At 60.6% G+C, this 25,165-nt stretch carries 20 protein-coding genes; 10 read left to right on the top strand and 10 right to left on the bottom strand.

Features of this window, described 5'->3' with window-relative positions:
* Positions 1 to 50 precede the first annotated feature (50 nt).
* The 9 genes from L1073_RS00655 (at position 51) to L1073_RS00615 (ending at position 12,711) form a co-directional block, all read left to right on the top strand.
* Positions 51 to 989 (top strand): acyltransferase family protein, encoded by a 939-nt coding sequence (locus L1073_RS00655; protein ID WP_246896270.1) that lies wholly within the window; start codon positions 51 to 53, stop codon positions 987 to 989.
* Positions 990 to 1,080: 91 nt separating this feature from the next.
* Entirely contained in the window at positions 1,081 to 2,229 is a 1,149-nt protein-coding gene (locus L1073_RS00650) for a glycosyltransferase family 4 protein (protein WP_246896269.1), read from the top strand.
* Positions 2,226 to 3,260 carry a polysaccharide deacetylase family protein gene (locus tag L1073_RS00645; RefSeq protein WP_246896267.1) on the top strand — a complete coding sequence of 345 codons (1,035 nt, stop codon included), beginning with the start codon at positions 2,226 to 2,228 and terminating at the stop codon, positions 3,258 to 3,260. The genes L1073_RS00650 and L1073_RS00645 overlap by 4 nt, the downstream gene beginning before the upstream one ends.
* Before the next feature lie 188 nt (positions 3,261 to 3,448).
* A complete protein-coding gene (locus L1073_RS00640) occupies positions 3,449 to 4,594 on the top strand; it encodes a glycosyltransferase family 4 protein (protein ID WP_246896266.1) in 1,146 nt (381 codons plus the stop codon).
* Positions 4,594 to 5,715, top strand: a complete 1,122-nt coding sequence (gene galE, locus L1073_RS00635; RefSeq protein WP_246896264.1) for a UDP-glucose 4-epimerase GalE — start codon at positions 4,594 to 4,596, stop codon at positions 5,713 to 5,715. Before L1073_RS00640 ends, galE begins: the two co-directional genes overlap by 1 nt.
* A gap of 269 nt (positions 5,716 to 5,984) precedes the next feature.
* Positions 5,985 to 7,994, top strand: a complete 2,010-nt coding sequence (locus L1073_RS00630) for a sensor domain-containing diguanylate cyclase (protein WP_246896263.1) — start codon at positions 5,985 to 5,987, stop codon at positions 7,992 to 7,994.
* A gap of 36 nt (positions 7,995 to 8,030) precedes the next feature.
* On the top strand, positions 8,031 to 9,275 hold the full coding sequence (locus L1073_RS00625; RefSeq protein ID WP_246896261.1) for an NAD(P)/FAD-dependent oxidoreductase: 1,245 nt from the start codon (positions 8,031 to 8,033) through the stop codon (positions 9,273 to 9,275).
* Between the two features lie 126 nt (positions 9,276 to 9,401).
* Positions 9,402 to 10,592: an ABC transporter substrate-binding protein gene (locus tag L1073_RS00620; protein WP_246896260.1), complete on the top strand. Its 1,191-nt coding sequence runs from the start codon at positions 9,402 to 9,404 to the stop codon at positions 10,590 to 10,592.
* A gap of 4 nt (positions 10,593 to 10,596) precedes the next feature.
* On the top strand, positions 10,597 to 12,711 hold the full coding sequence (locus L1073_RS00615; protein WP_246896259.1) for a methyl-accepting chemotaxis protein: 2,115 nt from the start codon (positions 10,597 to 10,599) through the stop codon (positions 12,709 to 12,711).
* A gap of 77 nt (positions 12,712 to 12,788) precedes the next feature.
* On the opposite strand, the gene L1073_RS00610 is transcribed toward L1073_RS00615, so the two are convergent.
* The 3 genes from L1073_RS00610 to xylB form a co-directional block, all read right to left on the bottom strand.
* Positions 12,789 to 13,679 (bottom strand): SMP-30/gluconolactonase/LRE family protein, encoded by an 891-nt coding sequence (locus tag L1073_RS00610; protein ID WP_246896258.1) that lies wholly within the window; start codon positions 13,677 to 13,679, stop codon positions 12,789 to 12,791.
* 79 nt (positions 13,680 to 13,758) lie between these two features.
* Positions 13,759 to 15,165 carry a sugar porter family MFS transporter gene (locus L1073_RS00605; protein WP_246896257.1) on the bottom strand — a complete coding sequence of 469 codons (1,407 nt, stop codon included), beginning with the start codon at positions 15,163 to 15,165 and terminating at the stop codon, positions 13,759 to 13,761.
* Positions 15,166 to 15,209: 44 nt separating this feature from the next.
* A complete protein-coding gene (xylB, locus tag L1073_RS00600) occupies positions 15,210 to 15,947 on the bottom strand; it encodes a D-xylose 1-dehydrogenase (protein ID WP_246896255.1) in 738 nt (245 codons plus the stop codon).
* A gap of 242 nt (positions 15,948 to 16,189) precedes the next feature.
* Here xylB and L1073_RS00595 point away from each other — a divergent pair, with 242 nt between their 5' ends.
* Positions 16,190 to 17,380: an ROK family transcriptional regulator gene (locus tag L1073_RS00595; protein ID WP_246896254.1), complete on the top strand. Its 1,191-nt coding sequence runs from the start codon at positions 16,190 to 16,192 to the stop codon at positions 17,378 to 17,380.
* A gap of 13 nt (positions 17,381 to 17,393) precedes the next feature.
* Here the strand turns inward: L1073_RS00595 and L1073_RS00590 are convergent, their stop codons facing one another.
* From L1073_RS00590 to L1073_RS00560, 7 genes are all read right to left on the bottom strand, one after another.
* Positions 17,394 to 18,236 carry a fumarylacetoacetate hydrolase family protein gene (locus L1073_RS00590; protein ID WP_246896253.1) on the bottom strand — a complete coding sequence of 281 codons (843 nt, stop codon included), beginning with the start codon at positions 18,234 to 18,236 and terminating at the stop codon, positions 17,394 to 17,396.
* 152 nt (positions 18,237 to 18,388) lie between these two features.
* Entirely contained in the window at positions 18,389 to 19,129 is a 741-nt protein-coding gene (locus L1073_RS00585; RefSeq protein ID WP_246896252.1) for an SDR family oxidoreductase, read from the bottom strand.
* A gap of 43 nt (positions 19,130 to 19,172) precedes the next feature.
* On the bottom strand, positions 19,173 to 20,594 hold the full coding sequence (locus L1073_RS00580; protein WP_246896932.1) for an FAD-binding oxidoreductase: 1,422 nt from the start codon (positions 20,592 to 20,594) through the stop codon (positions 19,173 to 19,175).
* A 74-nt stretch (positions 20,595 to 20,668) separates the two neighbouring features.
* On the bottom strand, positions 20,669 to 21,925 hold the full coding sequence (locus L1073_RS00575) for a TRAP transporter large permease (protein WP_246896251.1): 1,257 nt from the start codon (positions 21,923 to 21,925) through the stop codon (positions 20,669 to 20,671).
* The gene (locus L1073_RS00570; RefSeq protein ID WP_246896250.1) at positions 21,922 to 22,404 is read right to left on the bottom strand and encodes a TRAP transporter small permease; all 483 of its coding nucleotides are present in this window, start codon (positions 22,402 to 22,404) and stop codon (positions 21,922 to 21,924) included. The genes L1073_RS00575 and L1073_RS00570 overlap by 4 nt, the downstream gene beginning before the upstream one ends.
* A gap of 100 nt (positions 22,405 to 22,504) precedes the next feature.
* Positions 22,505 to 23,569, bottom strand: coding sequence for a TRAP transporter substrate-binding protein (locus L1073_RS00565; protein WP_246896248.1), 1,065 nt, complete (start codon positions 23,567 to 23,569; stop codon positions 22,505 to 22,507).
* A gap of 206 nt (positions 23,570 to 23,775) precedes the next feature.
* Entirely contained in the window at positions 23,776 to 25,092 is a 1,317-nt protein-coding gene (locus L1073_RS00560; RefSeq protein ID WP_246896247.1) for an L-fuconate dehydratase, read from the bottom strand.
* Positions 25,093 to 25,165 lie beyond the last annotated feature (73 nt).

The raw sequence follows: 25,165 nt of genomic DNA, 5'->3' as shown, positions 1-25,165 counted from the left end.
CGGGGAAATTCAAGGGGAGGGGAATAATGCAGCGTAATGTTTCGTTGGATGTGCTCAAGCTGACACTGGCCGTCATCGTGGTGATTTCACATGCTCAAGTGCTGATGGGGTATAGCGAATTAGGTTATCAACTGACGGTGCAGGGGCTATTCCGCATCGTGGTGCCGATTTTTATGATGGCCAGCGGTTATTTCTTTATTAGCGTTATTCGTTCCCAGTCGCTCTTCAGATGGCTCAAGAAAGTGGTGTCGATGTATCTCTTCTGGATGCTGGTTTACGTATATTTCTGGCTGGATATTCCGGCGGTGACACCGTATGAGATTTTGAAACTGCTGCGTGTTGCTGTCATGGGTTATCACCATCTGTGGTTTCTTTCCGCGCTGATCGGGGCTGCCATCATGTTGTACATGCTGCGCAACCTTCCCTTGAAGGCTCTGCTGGTACTGGCGTTGACGCTTTACGCGATGGGGATGTTCTTCATTTATGCCGGTCATTATCACCTATTCGCCGGCACCCCTTTGGATGTGCTCTTCAATGAGATCTGGTTCTACCGCAACTTTCTATTTTTCGGCTTTCCCTTCTTTTGTACCGGCTATTTGTTGCGTTGTTGGGAAAGGCTGAGCCAATGGGATCGGCGTTATTACATGTTGTGGAGCCTGGGCGGTGCGCTGCTGCTGATGGGGGAATCCTATCTCAATTATATTGGGCTCGAAGGCCAGCCGGCGTTCGATATGTACTTGAGTTTATTGATCTTTTGTCCGGGCTTGTTCCTTTGGGTTTCGTCGATGCAGGTGCCCGGCGACAGCACGTCCCTGGCGTACTACGCGACGGCGCTGTACTTCATCCATCCGCTTTTTATCTCGCTGTTCGAGGCGCTTTCGTATCGGCCGGGCAACATGCTGGCGCTGTTGGCGTTGGCCTCGTCGCTGGCGGCCGTGGTGCTGCTCAAGGGGAGCCGCAAGCATTTGGGATTCGCGTTCGGTAGCTGAGGCCATCAGGCGATGCCTAACAAACGCTAAAGGTCATGTTCGCCGCGTCTAGTGCCATCTGGTCGTCGGCCAATCGAGGGTATAACCGCTTATGCTAGCCAAACCGCTGAAGGTCTTGCATGTCATCACCGGCTTGACCGATGGTGGTGCCGAGGATTCGCTTTACCAGCTTTGCCATAACGATCATCACAATGTACACCGCGTGGTGTGCTTGATGGACGCCGGGCAATACGGTCCGCGTTTCGATGCGGCAGGAATCGAGGTCGTGTATCTGGATATGCCGCGCGGCCGTGTGACGCCTGCCGGCCTGTGGCGGTTGTGGCGCATCATCCGGGATTACCAGCCGGACGTGGTGCAGACCTGGATGTATCACGCCAATCTGGTGGGCGGTGTCGTGGCGCGTCTGGCAGGCGTCAAGGCCATTTGCTGGGGGATTCACAACAGTAACTTGATGCCAGGCGCCACCAAGCGCAGCACGATCTGGGTCGCCAAGGCGTGCGGCGCTTTGTCCCGCGTGGTACCGAGTCGCATCGTGAGCTGTTCGCAACATGCGGTGGATGTGCATCGCAAGCTGCGTTATGCGGCCATGAAGTTCGTGGTCGTGCCCAATGGTTATAACTTGTCGCTATTGACTCCCGACACCGAGGCCAGGGCGCGCGTGCGGGCGGAGTGGGGTATAGACGACGATATGCCGCTATTCGGCATGGTGGCGCGCTTCGACCCGCAGAAGGACCATGCCAATCTGATCGCCGGCCTGGCGCAGCTCAAGGGCCTGGGGTGGGATTTCCGCTGCGCGCTGATCGGTGCGGGACTAGATGCCGACAATGACGAATTAATACGGCTGCTGGAAGATCATGGCGTGCGCGATCGGGTGCTGCTGGTCGGACGGCGTAGCGATATTCCGGCGGTGATGAACGCGCTCGATGTGCATGTGCTGTCGTCGCGCTTCGGTGAGGCGTTTCCCAATGTATTGTCTGAAGCGATGGCCTGCGGCACGCCGTGCGTGTCCACCGACGTCGGGGATGCGGCCTTCATCGTTGGCGATACCGGTTGGATCGTGCCGCCAAACGATTCGCGGTTGCTGGCAGACCAACTGGCCATGGTGCTGAGTGAGCATGCGGATGCGGCAACGTGGCAGGTGCGCAAGCAGCGCGCGCATCAACGTGTCGTCGATTCCTTCAGCGTGCAGCGCATGATCGACGGCTACAGCGCTTCCTGGCATCAGGCGTGTCACGCATGAGTGCTAACTGGATGACCCGTTTGGCACGTGCCGAAGGCGAGCCGTTACGTCCGCCGGCTTTCGTGATCTCCCTGGATTTCGAGTTGCACTGGGGGATGTCGGACATCGTGACCACGCCCGAACATCCGTATATGCGCCATTTGCTCGGCGCACGACGCGCGGTGCCGGCGATGCTCGATCTCTTCCGCGAGCGTCATATCCGTGCGACCTGGGCCACGGTGGGCTATCTGTTCGCTGAGGACCGAGAGACGCTGGCGCGTTTCTCTCCTGCGCGGCGCCCGCATTATGCCAATCCGGCGCTCGATAACTACCGTCTGGACATCGGCGATGACGAGGCCAGCGATCCGCTGCATTACGCGCGTTCGCTGATCGATCTGATTGCGCAGACGCCGGGCCAGGAAGTCGCCTCGCATACCTTTTCGCATTACTACTGCCATGAAGAAGGTCAGACGCCGGAGGACTTCAAGGCCGATCTCGCGGCGGCGATGGCTATTGCCGAGCATGCCGGGCATCGCCCTGATTCGTTGGTCTTGCCACGCAATCAGGTCGATGAGGCTTATCTGGCGGCAATACGTGAGGCGGGCTTTCGTTGCTATCGCGGCAATCCCCAACGCGCGGGGTTCCCACGTCACCAGCGCGACGCCGCCTTTCGACGCGCGCTGCGCCTGCTGGATAGCTATGTCGATCTGACCGGCCATCACGGCATCAAGTGGCGCGATCTCAAGGGCGATCCGCTGGATGTTCCGGCCAGCATGTTCTTGCGTCCGCGCCGTGGGGTGCCGCAGCTGGATGTGCTACGGCTACGGCGCATCAAGAACGCCATGCGTCGTGCCGCCAGGCGTGGCGAGATATTCCATCTGTGGTGGCATCCGCACAATTTCGGCGGCGATACCGATGCTAACTTGCGTGATCTCGCTGCCATCATCGGCTATTTCCAGTCGCTTTCCATCGAATACGGCATGCGCTCGCTATCGATGGGTGACGTTTTGGCGCGTCACGAACAGGCTACGACAGCCCTCTTACCGACCTAACCCCGAGGCGCAGGCCGCACATACAGCCCGCACCTTCAAGACGCTCGATCACCGATGGCCAACGCGCTTTAGCGCGGGGGCAGGGGCTCTGTGCCTCTAAAAAACGTGCCTCTAAAAACACGTGTCTTCAAGAACGCTTCTTCAAGACGTGCCTCACAGACGATCTCCACTGCAGAGGAGTTGTTTCCATGAACGATAAAACGATTGTGCTGGTCTCCAACACGTCCTGGTTTCTCTACAACTTCTGCCAGGGGTTGTTGAAGGCGCTCGAGCGACGTGGATTTCGCGTGGTGTGCCTGGTGCCCGACGACGATTATTCGCAACGTCTGCTCGATGAATTCGACGTCACCCTGCGCAGCATGCCCATGGATGGCAAAAGCACGGGGCCTGCGCGGGAGGGGAAGTGCCTGTTCTGGTTGTACGGGCAGTTGCGCGAGTTGCGTCCTGCCTTCGTATTCAACTTCACGATCAAGGCCAATCTCTATGCGGGCCTGGCGTGTCGCGCCCTGAGAATCCCGTATGCCAATACCATCACCGGCCTGGGGACGGCCTTCCTGCATGACAGCCACTTGTTTCGTCAGGTGAGACGTCTCTATGGCGTCGCCAATGCCGGGGCGACACGGGTTTTCTTCCTCAATCCCGATGACCGGGCGCTCTTCGAACGCCAAGGCATGTTGCAAAAGGTCGACTGGGCGATGCTGCCGGGCGCGGGTGTCGATGTGGCGCGTTTTGCGTTCACGCCGTTGCCTCAGGAAGGGCCCTTCACCTTTGTATTGATCGCGCGGCTGCTGGGCGACAAGGGCGTGCGCGAGTACGTTGCGGCGGCCGAGAAGGTTCATTCGGAAAATCCCGACACTCGCTTTTTGATCGTCGGCCCTAAGGGCGTCAGCAATCGCACGGCCATCGACGATGACGAGGTCGAGACCTGGCATGTGCGGGGTGTCGTCGAATACGTCGGCGCTCAGGACGATGTGCGTCCTTGGATCGCACAGTCCCACGTGCTGGTGCTGCCGTCCTATCGCGAGGGCATGCCGAGCACGGTGCTGGAAGCGGGCGCGATGGGGCGGCCGACTATCGCTACCGATGTACCGGGGTGCCGCCATGCCGTGGCCGATGGCGAAACCGGTTGGCTGTGTCGCGTCAAGGACGTCGAGTCGCTGGCGGCGCGCATGCGCGCGTGTCTGGTAATGACGCCCTGGGCACTTTCTCGCGTAGGCGTGGCGGCACGTCGACGCGCCGAAAAGGAATTCTCGCAGGACATCGTCGTGACGGGATATCTGGCCTGCCTGGAGGCGGGCTTGATGAATCACCAACGCGTGAAAATGGAGGCATGATGACGATATTAGTGACGGGCGGCGCGGGTTACATCGGTTCGCATATGGTGCTGCGGCTCATGGAGGCCGGCCACGACGTGGTCGTGATCGACAACCTCTGCAACGCCTCGCGCGAGTCGCTGGAACGCGTCTCCCAGTTGACCGGCAAGGAAGTGACCTTTATCGAAGGCGATATACGTGAGCGTTCGCTGTTGGATTATATCTTTGCGGACTTCGCGATCAGCGACGTGTTGCACTTCGCCGGGCTCAAATCCGTGGGGGAGAGCGTCAACGAGCCGTTGGCGTATTTCGAGAACAACGTCGCGGGAACTATCACGCTGTGCCAGGCCATGATGGCGGCAGGGGTCTTCCGTCTGGTGTTCAGTTCTTCGGCGACGGTCTACGGCGATGCCACGCGCATGCCGTTGAGCGAGAGCGCACCCACCGGTCAGCCGACCAACGCCTACGGGCATTCCAAGTTGATGGTCGAGGAGGTGCTGCGCAAGCTCTCGCGGTCCGATCCGCGCTGGTCGATCGCGCTGCTGCGCTACTTCAATCCCGTGGGCGCGCATCCCAGCGGGCTCATCGGTGAAGATCCGTCAGGTACGCCCAATAACCTGTTGCCGTTTATCTCCCAGGTGGCGATCGGACGCCTGCCGGCGCTGTCGATTTTCGGCGACGATTATCCCACGCCGGACGGCACCGGTGTACGCGACTATATCCATGTCATGGATCTGGTCGAGGGGCATCTGGCGGCGATGCGTGTGCTGGCGGATCGTCCGGGGGTGAATGTCTGGAATCTGGGCACCGGTCAGGGGTATTCGGTGCTCGAGATGGTGCGCGCCTTCGAGATGATCTCACAGCGCGACGTGGCGTATCGCATCGTACCGCGCCGCGACGGGGACATCGCCGAATGCTGGGCGGATGCATCACTCGCTGCGCATGAGTTGGGCTGGAAAGCCCAACGCGATCTGACCGACATGATCGCCGATACCTGGCGCTGGCAGTCGCAGAACCCCGAAGGCTATCCCAGCAAACGCGTGGTGCGACGCGACGGCCTTGGCACGCCTGGCAGCATGGCCAACACCTTGCCGAAGATCTACCTCATCGACACCACACGTACCAACCGAGTGGCCTCGTGATGATTCAAGCAGAAAGCGTGGTGTTGTGATTTGTGAAAAAGTTCGATCGTGTTTGGCCTTGACGCCGGTGCCTCGTGCACCGGCGCTTTTATTTATAGTGCGTGCTGAAAATGGTGCGTACTAAAAAAAGAGGAGGAAAACAGCGTCGCGCAAAGGGGCTATGAGGGCGCGCGGGGTTTGCGCGCGGGAGTCGCTGGGATACGCTTGTCGCCTATCATTCAACAATGACACGGGTCCGGCGAGGCATAATGCGAATATGGTCATATCGCATGAGACGGTTATTCAAGACACTGCTGCCCAAGACACTGCTGGGGCGTTTGGTCCTCGGCACTGGTGTGGGCTGGAGCGTGTTGGTCATCGCCATCCTGTGGGTGTCGCTGCGTGGCGGTAGCGGTCTTGCCGAGGAGATCAATCGGGCGCATCTGGATTACGAAGCCTCGCTGATCGCGCGCGATATTCAGCAATCCATTTCGTTGCGGCTCGATACGCTTAAAACCATTGCTTCCTTGCAAGCAGGGTCGCTGCAGGGCGATGTGCCGCTGACCGAAGACAGCGACGACGACGTGCAGGCGCGCTTGAGCGACCATACGGCACTGTTGGAGCTTTTTGATTCGGCATTCGTTGTTGATGCCGAGGGGGATGTCATGGGCTTCACGCCGTCGTTGTCGGGCGCCGTGGGCTTGAATGTGGCCGATCGCGAGTATTTTCGCTTCGTTCAGCAAGTGGGGCGTCCCTTCGTGGGTCGCCCGATCATCAGCAAACTCCACGATAGTCGCCCGCTGGTGGTGATGGGGGTTCCACTTACGGATGCGCAGGGCCGTTTCGCAGGCATGCTGGGTGGCGTGGTCAACCTGCGTGACGGGCGCTTCTTTCTCGATCTGCGCAGCCTGCGCATCGGCGAGGAGGGGTATGCGGTGTTGATGACCAGTGATGGTACGGTGCTCAGCCATCCCGATAGTTCCCTGATCATGCATCATGTCCCTTCCACGCTGGAGAGCCCGGTGCTGGCGCAGGCACTGGATGGCTGGCAGGGCACTGGTACCGGTCGTCTCATCAACGGCGAACCTGCGTTGATGAGTTACCACCAGGTCTGGGAACCGGACTGGGTCGTGGGGGTTTTCCTGCCGCAAAGTCAAACGCGTCAACCGATCATCGATTACGTGCGTCGCCAGTGGTGGGTAGCCATGGTCGTGGTGCTGTCGATGCTGCCCTTGTTGTGGTGGCTGCTGCGCTTGGGGCTTTCACCATTGCGGCGCCTGGCGCGTCAGATCGCGCAGGTGGGACAGGGGGATATTCCGCGTATTTCCCTGGATACCTCCTTGGAGGAGTTGCGGCGCATCGCTGCGACCTTCAATACGGTGGAGTTCGAGCGTGGCCGTGAGCGTGCGGAGCGGCGCAGCCGCCAAGCTTACCTCGACGCGGTGCTGAGTTCGTCGCCGCTGCCGATGTTTCTGGCCGATATCGAGGGCCACATCAGCTACGTCAACCCGGCCCTGGAAACCTTGACAGGGCTGTCGGCGACGTCGTTCAAGCATCGTGCATGGCTGCGCCGCCTGCATCCCGAGGATCGCCCGTTGCTGTTTGCGCTGTGGCGTGACGCGGTGGATGGCGGCCACGAGCTGCATCGCCAGTTGCGCTTCCAGTGTGGCGATAGGGGCATGATGTGGCTGGAACTTTATACCAGCCAGGTGATGAACGGCGAGCAGCCGCAAGGCGTGGTGGGCTTCGTCAAGGACATTACCCATCTACGTGCGCAGCAGAAGCGTCAACTTTGGGAAGCCGAGCACGATCCGCTGACCGGGCTGCTCAACCGGCGTGGTTTCGAGCGGCGTCTCGAAGAGACCTTCCAGCGTTTCCGCGAACATGGCGAAACGGCGTCGTTGATCCTCTTCGACCTGGATAGCTTCAAACCGATCAACGACGAGGGCGGCCACGCCTTGGGGGATGAGATGCTGCGTGCGATTGCCCGTTGTCTGGAAGGTTGTGTGCGCCGTGACGATCACCTGGCGCGCCTGGGCGGTGATGAATTTGCCATCCTGTTGCCCGGCTGCGCCAACCCACAAGCCATGCGCATTGCCGAGGAGATCCGTCACGCAGTGAGCGAGTTGTCGGTGCTGCGCAAGGGCAAGCGCTACCATGTCACCGCGAGCCTGGGTATTTCGTGCCTGGGCGCCGATGACAGCGATGCGCAAGCAATGGTGAAACGTGCCGATGGCGCGAGTTATGACGCCAAGGCCATGGGCAAGAACCGTATGATGAACGATGCGCGTTGCGAATGACGCCGCGCCCGGTACGAACATGAAAGAGGAGCGACGATGAAGCACGATACCTTGGTGTTGGGCGCGGGCATGGTGGGTGTCGGCGTGGCGTATCATCTCGCGCGGCGTGGACGCCGAGTGGCGCTGGTGGATCGTCGCGCCCCGGGCCGTGAAACCTCCTACGGTAATGCCGGGATCATCCAGCGCGAGGCGGTGGCGCCGCATGCCTTTCCGCGCGATATGCGCACTCTTTGGCGTGTGCTGGGCAACCAGGGCGTGGATATTCGTTACACGCCGCTTGGCGTGATGCAGGCGGGACATGCCTTGTGGCAGTACTGGCAGAACAGCGCGCCCGAGGCCTATGCGCGGATCGTCCCTGAATATGCTTCGCTGATCGAACTCTCGATCACGACTCATGCGGAGATGATCGCGGCGGCAGGGGCCGAGGACCTGATTCGTCGCGATGGCTGGATGGAGGTCTTTCGTACGCCGGGGGCATTGGAATCACGATTCAGCGAAGCGCGGACGTTGGGCGAGCGTTTCGGCCTGGCGCATGACACGCTGGATGCGCATGAATTGCGCGCGCGTGAGCCTGACCTGGATGCCCAGGCCATCGGCGCCGTGCATTGGCGTGACCCTTGGAGCGTGGCCGATCCCGGCGCTCTGGTGGCGGCCTACGCGCGGGCTTTCGAGGCCGAGGGCGGCGAATGTTTGCAAGGCGAGATACAGGCGATTGCACGCCATGGAGAAGGCTGGCGCGTGACCACGGACGCCGGTGTCTTCGAGGCACGCGATATCGTGCTGGCACTGGGACCTTGGGCGGATGACTGGCTGGCTACGCTGGGGTATCGCTTGCCGCTGTTCGTGAAACGTGGCTATCACATGCATTACGCTGCGCAGGGCGAGGCGAGATTGCACCATTGGGTGCTGGATGCCGAAACCGGTTATCTCCTGTCGCCGATGCGCGCGGGCATTCGTCTGACCACTGGCGCGGAGCTGGCACCGCGCGATGCGTCGTCGGGGCATGCCCAGCTCGAGGCGGCGGAGACGGCGGCGCGGGGCTTGTTCCCGCTCGGTAAGCGCCTCGAGTCGCGCCCCTGGAGAGGCGCGCGTCCGTGTACGCCGGATATGAAACCCATCATCGGCCCGGCGCCACGCCACAAGGGATTATGGTTCGCCCTCGGCCACGCCCATCAAGGGTTTACGTTGGGACCGGCGACCGGGCAACTTCTTGCGTCGATGATGGAAGGCGAAGTGCCGGCCATCGAGATGGGACCTTTCCGCGCCGAACGTTTTTTGTAAGCTCTAGCGGGCCAAGTTTCTCGATTCAACTTTTCTGATATACTGCCGATAGTGACTGCATAACGTCGTAGGCAAGCCGATGGGGCCCCTGCGATAACACGCATCACTATAAAGAGGCAGGGATACATGAAAGTTCAATATAGGTGGCTCGCGGTTGTCGCGGGCGTGCTTTCGCTCGCGTTGACGGCGACGCCGACCGTGGCGGAGGTCAAGGTGGGGTTGGTCGCACCCTTCAGCGGGGCGGCGGCGTCGCTCGGTGAGGGAATGCGCCAGGGTATCGAGGCGCGTTTCGCCGAGGCCAATGAGTCGGGCGGCGTGCATGGCGAAACGCTGACGCTGGAAACACGCGATGACGGTTATGAGCCGTTGCGTTCGGCGAAGGCGACACGCGAGCTTCTGGAAGACGACGAGATATTAGCCATGCTGGGCAATGTTGGCACGCCGACGGCCATCGTCAATCTTCCCATTCTGCTCGATAACGAGATGCCGCTGATCGGGGCTTTCACCGGTAGCGGCATCTTGCGTCAGTCCCCGCCGGATCGTTATGTCTTCAACTATCGCGCGAGTTACGCCCAGGAAACCGCGACGATGATCGAAGGCTTGCTGATGGCGGGCATCGCCCCCGAGGAAATCGCCTTCTTCACTCAGGCCGATGGTTACGGCGATGCCGGTTACCAGGGCGCGCTGCGCGCATTGGGCAATCACGGTTATTCCCACCCCGAACGCTTGGCGCATGGACGCTATACGCGCGGCACGCGCAACGTTCATCGTGGGCTGGCAAGCATTCTGCAGGCGCCCGTCACGCCGCGTGCGGTGATTATCGTGGGCACCTACGGGCCGGCGGCGGATTTCATTCGCGAAGCCCGCAAGGACCTGCCCGATGCCTTGTTCCTCAATGTCTCCTTCGTGGGCAGTCAGGCCCTGCTCGATGAGCTCGGCGAAGAGGCTGAGGGCGTGATTGTGACTCAGGTGGTGCCGCCGTACGAAGCCGATTTGCCGGGCGTGAAGGCGTACCGCGAGGCATTGAAAGCCGAGGATGACAGCGCCGGCGGCGATTTCGTCTCGTTGGAAGGGTATCTGGCGGCTTCGCTGTTCATCAAAGGGCTCGAGGCGGCTGGCGCCGATGCCGACCGCGAGGCGCTCGTCGATGGCCTGGAAAGTCTGGGCGACATCGATCTCGGTATTGGCAAGTCACTGACGCTAGGCTCCAAGGATCATCAAGCGAGCGATTCCGTGTGGGCTACGCGCATTCACGATGGCCAATTCGAGCTGATCGATTGGTTGACCCTACTCGATGACGACGCGGCCAAGGAGTAACCCCATGAAGAAGAGTTTGAGCCTACGGGCGATGTTGATCGGGTTGTTCGTGGCCGCGGTACTTGGCGCGGTGATTCCCGCGGCGGCAGGGTTCTTGTCCAACCAGCGGTTGATAGAGGCGCAGCATCTATTTACCGATGAGATATTACCGCAGCAGGCGGCGAGTCGCGATATGAGCGATGCGTTGACGCGTTATCGCCAGCGGCAGTCGGCCCTGCTCGCCGCCCAGAGCGAAGCGGCGCTCGACGCGGCGCCCACACAAGCCAGTGCCGATGAGCGCTTCAAGGCGGTCCGCGAACGGTTGGGATCGTTGATGATGGCCGATAAGACGTTGCTGGAGAGGCTGGATAGCGATTATAGCGACTTGCGTCAGGCCGATACCGCATTGGAAGAGGTACGCCGCGAGGACGTTGCGCTGACCGCTTCCATGCGCGCACGTATTGCCGAGATGCAGGAAAAGATCGCCGAGGTGTCGACCGACGCCGAGTCGATGGCGGGGCGCGCGATGCTCTCCGATGTGCGCGAAAAACGCGCGTTGACGCAGCGTATCCAGACGATGGAGGGCGATGGGCGGTCCATGGTGCCGATGTCGATGCTCGATACGCTGACGGAGCAACGTACCAATATCGCAGGGCTCAGCGGCGACGTGCAGATGCTGGTCGCCCAATTGGCCGACCAGGGGCGTCAATTGATGCAGGTCGATAGCCACGATGCTTTGGTCGATCTGCGCTATAACCAGATCGCTCAGCAAATTTCGCGGATCCACCAGGCGTTGGCGAGTATCGAGGGCGCGGCCGGTGCGACCTCGGCGCAGCAGCAAAGTGCCGCGCAGTTGGAAGATGTCGTGACTGAGTTGAATGAACTGATGCTCACGGGGGACAACGCCGTCTATGCGTTGCGTGACCGACAACTTGGCTTGCGCGAGCGTTCCCAGCAGGCCTTGGCTGGCGTTTCCCAGGCGATGGAGGGCATGCGCGATAGCCTGGAGGGTGTCGAAGGTTATGCCGCTGAGCGCGCCGATGACGCCGCTCAACAAGCTGCCGCGACGGCGCAAGCCGGGCGCGTATTGCAACTGGTGGTACTGCTGATCGTGATCGTGATTCTGGCGGCGGTGGGTTGGCGCGTCATGACCCGGGTGCTCAAGCCTATCGGTGAAATGCGCCGTCAGATGGAAGGCATTAGCGGGGCGGCGGGGCAAACCGGTGACTTGTCGATGCGCTTGAAAGTGCGCCATGGCGACGAAATCGGCCATACCGCGCAGGCCTTCAATCAGATGATGGTGACCTTCGAGCGCTTGATTGCGCAGATTCGCGACGGGGCCGAGTCGGTGGCCTCCAGCAGCCGTCAGATCGCCTCGGGCAATCAGGACTTGGCACAACGCACCGATGAGCAGTCTTCGTCGTTGGCCGAGACGGCAGCGAGTCTCGAGGAAATCACCGCGACCGTGAAGCAGACCGCCGATTATGCTAACCAGGCACGGGACATGAGCCATGGGGTCGGCCAGCGTGCCCGTGAAGCCGGCGATGTGGGGGATCGGACGCATCGCGCGATGCAGGAAATTCGCGACTCCAGTGCCAAGATTTCCACCATCGTCGAGGCGATCGATTCCATTGCCTTCCAGACCAATCTGCTGGCCTTGAACGCCTCGGTGGAAGCGGCCCGCGCTGGCGAGCACGGGCGTGGTTTCGCCGTCGTCGCCGAAGAGGTGCGTCGTCTTGCCAGCCGCAGTGCCGACGAGGCCGAGCAGATTCGCCACTTGGTCAAGGACAGCGTGACCAAGGTGGGCGAGGGCGCTGAGCTGGTCGAAGAAACCGGTGGGCATCTACGCGAGATCGTCGATAGCGTCGACAAGGTGTCGCAGTTCGTCTCCGAAATCGCCGAGGCGACGCAAGAGCAGTCGACGGGGATCGACCAGATCAATCAGGCGATTGCCCAGCTCGACCAGGTGACCCAGCAAAACGCTTCGCTGGTGCAGGAAGCCTCCTCGGCCAGCCTGTCGCTGGATGAACGAGCCAACGACATGCATGTGCTGGTGGGGCGTTTCAAGGTCAGCAACGCGGCCTATCAGGAAGACGACACTGACGCTAACAACTCACCCAAGGCGTTGCCGACCGCCTGAACGTGGGCTGATAGATAAACGACGGCCCCGCTACCTTGGCAGCGGGGCCGTTTTGCTTTCAGGGATGAAGGAAGGTGTTACGTCGGGGCTGCGAAAGCCACGGCCGGCAAGCCTTGTGCCTGAGTATCGATAGCGAATAGCGCACCGGCATCGGGTTGTCTGGCCAGAGCGTCGTCGTCGAGACCCTTGCGTGCGGTGGTGATGTACAGCGTGGAGAGGTCGGGGCCGCCGAAGGTGCAACTGGTGATGTTGGCGACGGGCATGGGGATTTCTTCGCGCAGTTGGCCTTGGCTATCGAATATGCTGATACGCCAGCCGCCGAATTGGCAGACCCAGAGGTTGCCGTCGCGGTCGGTGGTCATGCCATCGGGGCAGCCCTGATCCTGAGGGATACGGATGAAGGGCTCGCGATTCGAGAGATTGCCATGTTCATCCACGGCGAAGCGATAGATGAGGCGTTCCAGTGTGTCGGTGTGGTAGAGCCAATCGCCCTGAGGCGAGAGCACCGGGCCGTTGGTGACGATGTAACCGCTATCCTGGCGTTGGCAGTCACCGTCTGGACGCACGCGATAGAGCGAACCGCTGGTGTGGCCCTCGGCGTCGTCCATGGTGCCGCACCAGAGATTGCCGCTGGTATCGACCACGGCATCGTTGAAGCGATTGCCGGGGAGTTCGGGCTCGGGCGTCAGCCACTTTTCGAGCTTACCTTCAGGTAGGTGCAGGCGGGCGATGGCGTGTCGCAGCGTGACGATGAATCCACCTTCGGCGTGACGATGCACACTGGTGATTTCCTCGTCGAATTGCCAATGATGAACGCCAGCAGCGTCGAAACGCTGCAGACAGTGGCCTTTGATATCCACCCAGTAAAGCGCTTGTTCCGTCGCGTCCCATAGTGGCCCTTCGCCCAGAATGTTGTGGGCCGGATGGACGACGCGCGGTGTTGTCTGTGGGGTAATGAGTGTCGGCATCGTGATCTCTCCTTGGAGCTAAATGGCGCCAAAAACGACAACCGGTGTCGGAGTTTCCTCCGACACCGGATGGTCACCATTATGCGTAAGCCATGTCCTCGAGCTCACGACCCTTCGTTTCGCGGACGAATTTGATGACGAAGAAGATCGAGATGACCGCGCAGATGGCGTAGAAGCTATAAGCGCCGGTCAGGCCGATGGAGGCGAGCATGATCGGGAAGGTCATGGTAATGGCGAAGTTGCTACCCCATTGGAACAGACCCGCGATGGCAAGCCCTGAACCACGTACCTGGTTGGGGAACATCTCGCCAAGCATAACCCACATGACCGGGCCCCAGGAGCTGTTGAAGAAAAACACATAAGCGTTGGCGGCGATCAGCGCGAGCACGCCATTGCCCGGAGAGAGATTCAGGCTTCCGTCGACCATCTCGGCGGTGGAGAAGGCATAGACGAGGATGGCGAGCGTGATGGCCATGCCGACGGAACCGCCCCACAGCAGCGGTTTACGCCCAATGCGGTCGATCAAGGCGATGGCGCCGAGGCAGGCCGCAATACTTACCGCCCCACTGATGACGTTGATCAGCAAGGCATCGCCTTCGGAGAAGCCCACGGCTTGCCAGAGGACGGCACCGTAGTAGAAGACGACGTTGATCCCCACTAGCTGCTGGAACACGGCCAGGCCGATCCCGATCCAGACCAGGCTGATTACCTTCCCGGTCTTGGGGTTGATCAAGTCGCTGAAGCGCGGTTTGCGCTGCTCCGAGAGGGAATCGCGGATCTGGGCCAGTCGCTCCTTGGCGTCGCTTTCGTTGTAGATCATGTGCAGGACGCGTTCGGCACGCTCATCGCGACGGGCGGCGACCAGATAACGCGGGCTTTCCGGAATGAACAACAGCGCGACCAGGAAGATCGTCGCGGGGATCAATTCCATCCAGAACATCCAGCGCCAGGCGGTAAAGCCAAACCATAGCTCGGAGGTGGAGGAGCCTGCGGTATTGGCCAGCAGGTAGTTGTTCAGAAACGAGAAGAACAGCCCCGAGATGATGGCGATCTGCTGGATGGTGGCGAGTCGTCCACGCAGGTGTGCAGGGGCGATTTCGCTGATGTAAGCCGGTGCCATGACACTCGCGGCGCCCACGGCCAGACCGCCGAGAATCCGGTAGATGACGAATTCCATCGACCCACCGGCGACACCCGACCCCCAGGCGCTGACGATGAAGAAGACGGCGGCGACGAGCAGCAGGGTGCGACGACCGTACTTATCGGCCAGACGACCGGCAAAGAATGCCCCTACCGCACAACCCAGCAGCATGGAGGCGACATTGAAACCGGTGCCGACGCTGTCGGAATTGAACGAGGATTGCAGGCCATCGACGGTACCGTTGATGACCCCGCTATCGAAGCCGAACAGGAAGCCGCCGATGGCGGCGACGCAGCAGGTGAGGAAAACGATCAGGGAACGTTGCGAATCGCTGTATGTTGGCATGATGTGCTCCGTTGTTGTTGGTGGCGAGGGCCAGCGACTAGGACTTACAGCCAGCCGGCGTCGACCCAGTAGTTGTGAGCGGTGCAGGCAGCGGCGTCATCCGAAGCCAGGAACAGCGCCATCGCGGCCACGTGATGAGGGTGAATGCGTACCTTGAGCTTTTGCTCTTCGACGATCTGCGCTTCGTCCTCGGGGCTATACCAACGCGATTGGCGTGGCGTCTTGACGTTGCCGGGGATGATGCAGTTGACGCGGATGCCGTCGCCGCCCAGATCGCTCGCCAGGGCGCGGGTCAGGCCTTCGATACCGGCCTTGGCGGTTTCGTAGAGCAGTATGTCTGACTGCCCCAGGTGCCAACTGATCGACCCCAGGTTGATGATCGCTCCCTGGCCTTGACGACGCATGGCGGGCGCCACCTCACGGGCGGCGAGCACCAGGTGTCGCAGGTTGACGTTCATGCGGTCTTCCCAGTACTCGGGCGTGACGTCTTCGAGCGTGTGGCGGTCGTCGTTGGCGGCGTTATTGATCAGCACGTCGACGTCACCGATGGCGCTCAGCGTGGCGCGGAGCTGGTCGGGCTGGGTCAGGTCGCAGTAGTGGAAATGCGGCGCACCATTGCATTTCTCGACCAGCTCGTTGGCGAGCGTCTCGGCGATATCCAGGAAATGGACGTTTGCGCCCTGGTTGACGAAGGCTTCGACCAAGCCGGCGCCGATGCCGGAACCGCCACCGGTGATGACGACCGTCTTGTCCTTGAGGCTGGGGTAAATTGCGGAACTCATGCAGGCCCTCTATTGCATTGGAAGCAGATAATCGCTGGAATGACGCGCTTAGTTAACAGATTTAACTAAGTGAATGATCGTTCAGAGGAGGGATGATTTCCATGCGACCATGGTCATAGATGGGGGTATAAAGAAGATCGGATGGGAAATCATGGTTCCGTGAGGCGCTTCTCTCGAGCAGGGGCGATATTTGATATATTGCGGAATTCGATCAGCTTTTCAGCGAGGCATCTCGTATTGCCATGGTTAGTACCTTTGCCCCTCAAGGCGCCGGTGATCTCAATTTTCTCAAGAAGCTCAATCGCAGTTCGATCCTGGCGACAGTGCGCCGTTATCCCGGTGCGACACGAGCCGATATCGCGGCGCGCACCCAACTGACCAAGGCGACGGTGGGCGGCGTGGTGCAAGCGCTTCTGGAGCGTGGCTGGCTGCGGGAGGGCGAGCTGCAGCCGCGGGGCGGTGGACGTCCGGGGCGTGCCCTTTATCTGGATGATACCCATCATGTGCTGTTGGGGGCGGACATCGGCGTGAGAGGGCTACGTATCGTGGCTTGCACCCTGGGCGGCGAGGTGCTCATGCAGCGTTGTGTCACCGAGGCGCCTACGACGCCCGAAGAAACGGCGGTGCGCCTGGCGGCCATGCTGCGCGCCATGCGCGACGATCCCATTATTGCCGAGCGGCACTGCCTGGGCTTGGGCGTGACGGTGCCGGGGCCGGTGTCGCCGGAACAGCCCATCCTGCGGCTCGCGCCCAATCTGGGGTGGGTCGATGTCGCCTTCCTCGAGGTGCTTCGTCCGTATCTGCCGGAGTTCGATGGTATCTGGCTTCTGGATAACGAAGCCAACGCTGCGGCCTTTGGCGAGTTCTACTTCCACGACGGCATTCCGCCGGAATCCATCGTCTATATCAGTGCGGCGAGCGGTATCGGTAGCGGTCTTGTCACCGGCGACAATTACCCCCTGGTGCCGCGTGGCATGCAAGGCCTGGTAGGCGAAATCGGTCACACCATCGTGCAGCCGGGCGGGCTTTATTGCCACTGTGGCAATCGCGGCTGTGCCGAGACCCTGGTCAGTGGATGGGCGATTCGCGCTGCATTGGGCATCGACGATGCCGAAAACCTGGTAACGGCAATAACGGCGCGCGGTGACGATGCCGAGGTCGATGCGACGCTAAGGCGTGCCGGCGAAGCTCTGGGAACCCTTATGCTTAACCTGCACCACACGCTCAATCCCGCCATGATGGTACTCGGCGGGTCATTGATGCGCTTGGGGCTTCCCTTGGTAACGCCGGCGCTGGCCTACTTCGAAGCCCATCAGAATGACTTGCTGCGCGGGACGCAGCGCGTTCCCATCAAGGTGATTCACGACAGCACCTTTACCGCTGCGCGGGGGGCCGCCGCAGAGGTCATGGCCAAGGCGGCGTTGGAGGCGTGAAGAGAGGGCTTGGTTACGCCTGTTTGGTGTGCTGTTGCTGTTCGCCGAGGCCCTCGATGCCCAGACGCATGGTCTGGCCGGGCTTGAGGAAGACCTGTGGTTTCTGACCGGCGCCGACGCCCGGCGGTGTGCCGGTGGATATGACATCGCCGGGCTGCAGGCTCATGAAGCGGCTCAGGTACGCCACTAGATAGGGGATCTGGTAGACCATGGTGCGGCTGTTGCCGTCCTGATAACGCTTGCCATCGACTTCCAGCCACATGTCGAGCGCTTGGGGATCGCCGATCTCATCGCGAGTGACCAGCCAGGGGCCGAGCGGGCCGAAGGTGTCGCAGCCCTTGCCTTTGTCCCAACTGCCGCTGCGCTCGAGCTGGAATTCCCGCTCGGAGACATCGTTGACCACGCAGTAGCCGGCAACATGATCCATGGCGTCGGCCTCGTCGATATAGCGTCCGCCCTTGCCGATGATCACGCCGAGTTCGACTTCCCAATCGGTCTTTTGCGAGTCGCGGGGAATTTCCACGTCATCGTTCGGGCCGCAGATGGCACTTGTCCATTTGTTGAAGACGACCGGCTCCGTCGGCACTTCGGCGCCGGTTTCGGCGGCGTGGTCGGAATAGTTGAGGCCGATGCAGATGAACTTGCCGACCTGGCCCACGCAGGGGCCGAGACGAGTGCCCTCGGGTACCTCCGGCAGGCTTTCAGGATCGGCTTTTGCGATGTGGGCCAGGGCGGCATCGGAAAGCGATTCGCCGGCGACATCCTTGATGAGCGACGAAAGATCGCGAATTTTGCCGTTGGCATCCAGCAGCCCGGGCTTTTCCTGGCCCTTGGGGCCGTGGCGTAGCAGTTTCATGCGATTTCCTCTTATGTATCCGTTAGCGATTTGAGTCTGATGGTCAGCTACGAGCTACGAGCTACGAGCGTTGCGCCGGTTTCGGGGCGCTATAAACGACAGCTACGAGTGTTGCGCCGGTTCCGGGGCGCTGATCGTTACGAAGGCAGTGGTCAATTGGCCCAGCCGCCGTCGATCAATTGCGCGGTGCCGGTGATGAAGGCTGCTTCGTCCGAGGCGAGAAATGTCGCCAAGGCCGCGACTTCTTCCGGACGTCCGAGCCGTCCCATGGGCTGACGGTCGATGAAATCCTGAAAGACCGCCGCTTTATCGCGCCCTTGTTGCTGGGCCTGGGCCTCGATGCGCTGATGCAGTGAGGGCGACTCGACGGTGCCGGGGCAGATGGCATTGCAGCGGATGCCTTGCGTCATGTAGTCGGCCGCGACCGACTTGGTCAAGCCGATGACGGCTGCCTTGGTGGTGCCGTAGGCAAAGCGGTTGGGAACGCCTTTGAGACTGGACGCCAGCGAGGCCATGTTGACGATACTGCCGCCGCCTCGATTGAGCATGCCGGGGAGAAAGGCCTGAATCATGTGGAACATGGCGGTCACGTTGAGGCCGAAGCTGCGCTCCCAAGTGGCATCGTCGCATTCCAGTATCGAGCCGCCCGGCACCATGCCGGCGCAGTTGAATAGAATATCGAGCTCGCCAAGTTCATTGGCCAGCGTATCGATTTCAGCGCGTTGCGTGACATCGAGCCGATACACGTGAGCGCCTGCGAGGTCAGAGAGCAGACTGATATCGATATCGGTGGCGATGACGTTAGCGCCTTCGGCGAGGAAGCGCTCTACCGTGGCGCGCCCGATGCCTTGGCCCGCAGCGGTGACCAGTGCCGTCTTGTTTTGAAGTCTCATGGTGGGCCCCCTTCTGGTATTGGGGAAGGCGGTGGCGGAAAGCTCAACGTGGCAGGATACGGCCGGCGGCCATTAGCCCCTCCGGGTCGAAGAGGTGTTTGAGACCTTTCAGGAGCGTGTATTCGGTCTCGTCCAAATCTTCGAGGAAAGGTACCTGTTTGACGCGCCCGATGCCGTGTTCGGCGCTGATGCTACCGTGGTGGGCGTCGACGAGATCGAACAGGACATCTTCCAGCTCATGCAGCAGGGCCTTTTTGGCTTCGAGGTCGAGATTCGCGGGTGGCAGAAGGTTGAAGTGCAGGTTGCCGTCGCCGATGTGGCCGTAGGCGATGACCTGTGTCTCCGGCGAGCGCTGGGCCATGGCGTGATTGGCGGTGTCGCAGAACGCCGTCAACGACGAAATGGGCAGCGAGATATCGGTGCGCAGGTGTTCACCGCGCATCTGCTGGCCTTCGAGCATGCTTTCACGGATCTGCCATAGCTGGGCCGCCTGCGTCTCGCTGCTGGCGAGGACGCCATCCAGTACATTCCCTTGATCCGACCCTGTCTCGAAGAGATGCTCGATCATCGTGTCGAGATCCGCCGGGCCGCTTGCCGAGACTTCCATCAAGACATAGACCGGGTACGCTTCGTCGAGCGGGTCGGGGAGATCCGGCGCGGCTTCGAATGCCAGTTCCATGCACACACGAGGAATCAACTCGAACGCCGAGAGCAGGTCGCAGCAGCTACGCCGTGCCTGGGCGTAAAGCGCCAATACCGAGGCGATATCGGGCACGGCGATCAGCGCAGTGCGGCTGGTCTGCGGCCGAGGGGCGAGCTTGAGCACGGCGCCGGTGACGATGCCCAGCGTGCCTTCGGCACCGATGAACAACTGCTTGAGGTCGTAACCGCGGTTGTCCTTGTGCAGGGCATGCATGCCGTTCCACAAGCGTCCGTCGGGCAGCACGACCTCCAGCCCCAGTACCAGTTGGCGCATCATGCCGTAGCGCAACACGTTGAGCCCACCGGCGTTGGTGGAGACGTTGCCGCCTATCTGGCAGCTCCCTTGTGCGCCTAGGGCGAGCGGGAAGTAGCAATCCGCCTCTTCGGCGGCATCCTTGACGTTCTGCAGGATGCAGCCGCTATCTACACTCATGCTGAAATTGATGGGATCGAGGTGACGAATTCGGTTCAGCCGCTCGAGGCTGATCATTAGTTCACCGCGCTCGGGATCGGGTTGCGCGCCGCCGACGAGACCTGAGTGGCCTCCCTGCGCCACCATGGGAATCTGGTGGCGATGGCAGAACGCGACGATGTCGGCGACCTGTTCGGGAGTGCCAGGGCGAGCGATCATCCAGGGATCGCCGCCCTTGTCGCCGGCCCAGTCGGTGGTATAGCGCGCAAACGCCGCGGGGTCGTCGATGACCCCGCTGCTACCCAGCAAGTCGCTGAGAAAGTCATGCAGTTCTTGCGTGGCGATGGGCATGGTGATGTCTTGCTCCACTGTCATATCCTTGTACTAGAGCGCTACTGATACCAGAGCACTACTTATACCAGGCACTACTTATACCAAAGCACCAGGCCGGGGAAGGCCAGGAACGCGATAAGCAAGGCGACCAGCGTGAAGTAGTAGGGCAATAGGCTCTTGACCAGTTCTTCGAGCTTGACCTTGCCGACGCCGCAACCGACATAGAGCACAGTGCCCACTGGCGGTGTGATCAGGCCGATGCCGAGGATGAACGACATCATGACGCCGAAATAGACCGGATCGATGCCCAGTTTGACGACGACCGGAGTCATCAGTGGCGCCAGAATGACCATGGCCGGCGTGAGGTCCATGAAGAAACCCACGACCAGCAGGAACAACGTCAGAATACCCAGGATGAAGTACTTGTTCTGGGACAGCTCCGAGAGCATGACGACGATCTCTTGCGGGATCATATTGGCGGTCAAAAGCCATGCCAGGACACTGGCAAACGCCAACAGCAGCAGGACCACACCGGTCAAGCGGCCGGTCGTCACACACAAAGAGAAGAAGCTCTTCAAGGTGAGACTGCGATACACGAACATCGAGACCACTACGGCGTACAGCAGGGCAATCGCGGCGCTTTCGGTGGGTGTGAAGACACCGCTCAAGATACCGCCGACGATGATGATCGGCAGCAGCAACGCAAGCACGGAGTCCTTGAGTGCGGCGATGAGTTCCTGGAAGTCGAACGGTTGTGCGGCGCCGGTCTTCTTGGACTGGAAGTACGTCGCCAGGGCGAGGCCCACGGTGATCAGAATCCCCGGTACGATGCCGGCCATGAACAGTTCTGAAATCGAGGTACCGGTCACGACCCCGAAGAGAATCATCGGAATCGACGGCGGAATGATGATACCCACTACCGAGGCGGCGACGACGATGGCGGTGGCGCGTGGCCCCGAATACCCGTGCTCCTTCATCGGGTTGATCATCATGCTGCCCACGGCGGATGCGTCTGCCACGGCGGAACCGCTGATGCCACCGAAGAACATCGAGGTCAGCACGGTTACCTGGCCCAAGCCGCCAGCGACGAAGCCCACCAGGGCGCTTGCCAGGCGTACCAGTCGCTTGGCGATACCGCCCGAACTCATGACTTCGCCGACGAGAATGAATAGGGGGATGGCCAACAAGGGGAATGAGTTAAGCCCGTTGACGGCTTCCGATACCAGCGAGGAAAGGCCGTAGTCGGCGAAGTGAAAAATGAACAGGCAGATCGCGGCCAAGCCAAACGAGATCGGCATGCCGATCACGATGCAAGCGAACAGCCCTAAGAGAATGCTCCATAGGATCATGCCGCACCTCGCTTGAAGACTTTGTAGAGAAACATGGTATTACCGATGATGGTGAGTATTGCCATGATCACCATCGCGCTATAGAGGACGGTCTTGGAAATGCCCAGGAAAGGGGTCGTTCCCACGTAGCCTGAAATGATGTTGTTGAAACCGAAAAAGATACTGATGCAAACGGCATAGATGATCGCTGCTGCAACCGAGGCGAATATCTTTTGCAGTACGGGAGGCGCCTTATCCTTGAACAGGGTCACGGCGACGTGTTCGTTGGTCAGACTGGCGATACCTGCGCCCAGTAGCACCATCCAGATGAAGAACAGGCGTGAGATTTCCGCAGCCCAAGCAAAAGAGTAGCTGAATAGAAAGCGGCCGAAGACGTTCATCGAGACGGTGACGACCACGCCTATGACGAGGAGCCCGATGATGACGTCCAGTCCACTTATCAGCTTGTTCAAGTAGGCGTTACCCGAACGTGACTTCATGAAGCCTCCAGGGGGGGATGCTTAGCTTGTTGGTGCCTAAAGCAGGGAAGGGCGTGGCCGACCTTCCCTGCGGAGTTGTGCTACTGATGATGCGGGGTGCTTATTCTTGCTCTTGCTGCACCTGTTCGCGGATATCGTCGATCAGCTCACCGCCGATGTCATCGCGCCAGTCTTCATAGACCGGTTCCAGCGAGTCCTGGAAGACCTTGACCTGGTCGCTGCTGAGCTCGGTGATCTGCATGCCTGAATCTTTCAGGTCTTGCTTGATCTGATCGTTCAGCGTACGGCTGACGTCACGCTGGTAGTCGCCCATCTTGGTAGCGGCGTCGCGGACCAGCGCTTGGTAGTCTTCCGGCAGACGGTCCCAGAAGCGAGCAGAGACCAGTGTGATGAAGGGCGTGTAGACGTGGTTGGTTTCGGTGGCGTAGTCCTGAACCTCGTTGAACTTGGACGACTCGATGGTGATCCAGGGGTTTTCCTGACCATCGACGACACCTTGTTCAAGCGCCGTGAAAAGCTCGGCGAAGGACATCGGCGTGGGGTTGGCGCCCAAGGTCCGCCAGATATCCAGATGGAGATCGTTTTCCATGGTGCGGATCTTCAGGCCATCGAGATCTTCCGGCTTTTCGACGGGATGCTGGCTGTTGGTCAACTGGCGATAACCGTTCTCGCCCCAGCCGATGGCGACCAGGCCCTGAGAGGATGCATCTTCGAGCATCTGCTGACCGATCTCGCCATCGAGCACGGCATCCGCCATTTCCGGCTCGGGGAACAGGAACGGCAGGTCGAAGACGGCGAACTGCGGGAACATGTTCACCAGCGGTGAGGTCGAGGGCATGGTCATTTCCAGGGTGCCCGCCTGCAATGCGCTGGTGGCTTCGCGGTCATCGCCCAACTGGGCACCGGGGAAAAGTTCGACCTGGATATTGCCGTCGCTGCGTTGCTCGACGATCTTCTCGAAGTACTGAAGACCGCGATATTGCGCGCCGGATTCCGTAGTACCGATGCTGAACTTGATCTTGAAGTCGCCGTCGGCTTGAACCTTGTCGCCTGTGACGTCCGGCAAGTCGGGCATTTCGGTTGCTGCGGAAGCACTCAAAGCGGTCAAGCCGAGAAAGGCCCCGCTGACGACCGAAACAAAGCGTGTCATTGTGATTGTTGTCATCCTGTCCTCCTGGAACTGATGGTTAGTGCTGGCATGTGTGTCACGAATGACACCGGTATCATCGCGACCTGCACCAGAAATTCTTGTTTACTGATGGGTCACTCGATGTCTTTGGCAGACGCTGTGTCTGCTCTTGATCATCTTAATGTTGAACATACACCTAGATGCCCCCCTTTGAGACTTCATCGTTAGTCGTAGATGGCCAATTAATTTTCGTTGGAAGGCGTTTGCCAGGCCTCTCCCTCGGGATAACGATGACGTTCGAGAGAATTGTCATGCAGGGTGATGCTGTAACCGGGAGCCTCCGGTACCTGGTAGCGCCCCTGGTGAATGCGCACCGGATCGACGAAATGCTCGTGGAGGTGGTCGACGTATTCGAGGATGCGACCGTCCAGCGAGCCGGAGACCGCGATATAGTCGAACAGCGAAATGTGCTGGGTGTATTCGCACAGCCCCACGCCGCCACCGTGCGGGCAGACGGGCACGTCGAACTTGGCGGCCATCAGCAACACCAGGATCACCTCGTTGAGCCCGCCCAAGCGCGCGGCATCGATCTGGCAGTAGTCGATGGCGTCGGCCTGCAGCAGTTGCTTGAACATCACGCGGTTATGGCAATGCTCGCCGGTGGCGACGCCCATGGGGTCGAGACGGCGGCGAATTTCGGCATGGCCGAGGATGTCGTCGGGGCTGGTGGGTTCCTCGATCCACAGTGGGTCGAATTCCGCCAGATTGCGCATGTTGGCGACGGCTTCATCGACTTCCCACATCTGGTTGGCGTCCATCATCAGCGCGCGGTCCCAGCCGATTTCATCGCGCAGTATGCGGGCGCGCTGGCGATCTTCTTCGAGGTTGCCGCCGACCTTTTGCTTGAAGTGCGTCCAGCCTTCGGCCAGTGCCTCGCGCGCCAGGCGGCGCATCTTGTCTTCGGAGTAACCGAGCCAGCCGGCGGAGGTGGTGTAAGCGGGATAGCCCTCGATGCGCATGTGCGCTTCGCGTTCGGCTTTGCCGACCTCCTGGCGCTTGAGCAAGGCAATGGCTTCCTGTGGGGTGAGGGCGTCGGTGACGAACCGGAAGTCCAGGCACTGGACCAACTGCTCGGGGGACATGTCCGCCAGCAGCTTCCAGACCGGCTTGCCTTCGCGCTTGGCCCACAGATCCCACACGGCGTTGACGATAGCCGCCGCCGCCAGATGCATGACGCCCTTTTCCGGCCCCAGCCAGCGCAATTGGCTATCGCCGCTGGTGAGATCGCGCCAGAAGGTACCCATGTCGGCGGTGATCGCCTCCAGCTCGCGTCCCACGATGCGCGAGGCCAGCGCCTCGACGCCCTTGACGCAGACATCGTTGCCGCGGCCGATGGTGAAGGTCAGGCCATGGCCCTGGTGCGTGTCGTCGGCATCGGTGGTCAGGGTCACGTAGGTGGCCGAATAATCCGGCGCTTCGTTCATCGCGTCCGAGCCATCGAGCTGACGCGAGGTAGGGAAGCGAATATCTCGCGTTTGAAGGTGGGTGATCGTGGTCATGATCCAGTGTCCTGAAGAGAGAGCGGTCTGCGCCGCGTCAATGAGTGTTTTTCAGGATCAGACTAAGGCGAAC

The organism is Chromohalobacter nigrandesensis (assembly GCF_023061285.1).
GTDB lineage: Bacteria > Pseudomonadota > Gammaproteobacteria > Pseudomonadales > Halomonadaceae > Chromohalobacter > Chromohalobacter nigrandesensis.
This window is presented reverse-complemented; position numbering and strand designations above follow the sequence as displayed.

Coding starts and splice junctions, on each gene's coding strand:
- L1073_RS00610 (WP_246896258.1), bottom strand. CDS start 13,679: ATGCCGACACTCATTACCCCACAGACAACACCGCGCGTCGTCCATCCG.
- L1073_RS00570 (WP_246896250.1), bottom strand. CDS start 22,404: ATGAAGTCACGTTCGGGTAACGCCTACTTGAACAAGCTGATAAGTGGA.
- galE (WP_246896264.1), top strand. CDS start 4,594: ATGACGATATTAGTGACGGGCGGCGCGGGTTACATCGGTTCGCATATG.
- xylB (WP_246896255.1), bottom strand. CDS start 15,947: ATGAGTTCCGCAATTTACCCCAGCCTCAAGGACAAGACGGTCGTCATC.
- L1073_RS00650 (WP_246896269.1), top strand. CDS start 1,081: ATGCTAGCCAAACCGCTGAAGGTCTTGCATGTCATCACCGGCTTGACC.
- L1073_RS00560 (WP_246896247.1), bottom strand. CDS start 25,092: ATGACCACGATCACCCACCTTCAAACGCGAGATATTCGCTTCCCTACC.
- L1073_RS00605 (WP_246896257.1), bottom strand. CDS start 15,165: ATGCCAACATACAGCGATTCGCAACGTTCCCTGATCGTTTTCCTCACC.
- L1073_RS00565 (WP_246896248.1), bottom strand. CDS start 23,569: ATGACAACAATCACAATGACACGCTTTGTTTCGGTCGTCAGCGGGGCC.
- L1073_RS00580 (WP_246896932.1), bottom strand. CDS start 20,594: ATGCCCATCGCCACGCAAGAACTGCATGACTTTCTCAGCGACTTGCTG.
- L1073_RS00640 (WP_246896266.1), top strand. CDS start 3,449: ATGAACGATAAAACGATTGTGCTGGTCTCCAACACGTCCTGGTTTCTC.
- L1073_RS00590 (WP_246896253.1), bottom strand. CDS start 18,236: ATGAAACTGCTACGCCACGGCCCCAAGGGCCAGGAAAAGCCCGGGCTG.
- L1073_RS00575 (WP_246896251.1), bottom strand. CDS start 21,925: ATGATCCTATGGAGCATTCTCTTAGGGCTGTTCGCTTGCATCGTGATC.
- L1073_RS00630 (WP_246896263.1), top strand. CDS start 5,985: ATGAGACGGTTATTCAAGACACTGCTGCCCAAGACACTGCTGGGGCGT.
- L1073_RS00625 (WP_246896261.1), top strand. CDS start 8,031: ATGAAGCACGATACCTTGGTGTTGGGCGCGGGCATGGTGGGTGTCGGC.
- L1073_RS00585 (WP_246896252.1), bottom strand. CDS start 19,129: ATGAGACTTCAAAACAAGACGGCACTGGTCACCGCTGCGGGCCAAGGC.
- L1073_RS00615 (WP_246896259.1), top strand. CDS start 10,597: ATGAAGAAGAGTTTGAGCCTACGGGCGATGTTGATCGGGTTGTTCGTG.
- L1073_RS00595 (WP_246896254.1), top strand. CDS start 16,190: ATGGTTAGTACCTTTGCCCCTCAAGGCGCCGGTGATCTCAATTTTCTC.
- L1073_RS00645 (WP_246896267.1), top strand. CDS start 2,226: ATGAGTGCTAACTGGATGACCCGTTTGGCACGTGCCGAAGGCGAGCCG.
- L1073_RS00620 (WP_246896260.1), top strand. CDS start 9,402: ATGAAAGTTCAATATAGGTGGCTCGCGGTTGTCGCGGGCGTGCTTTCG.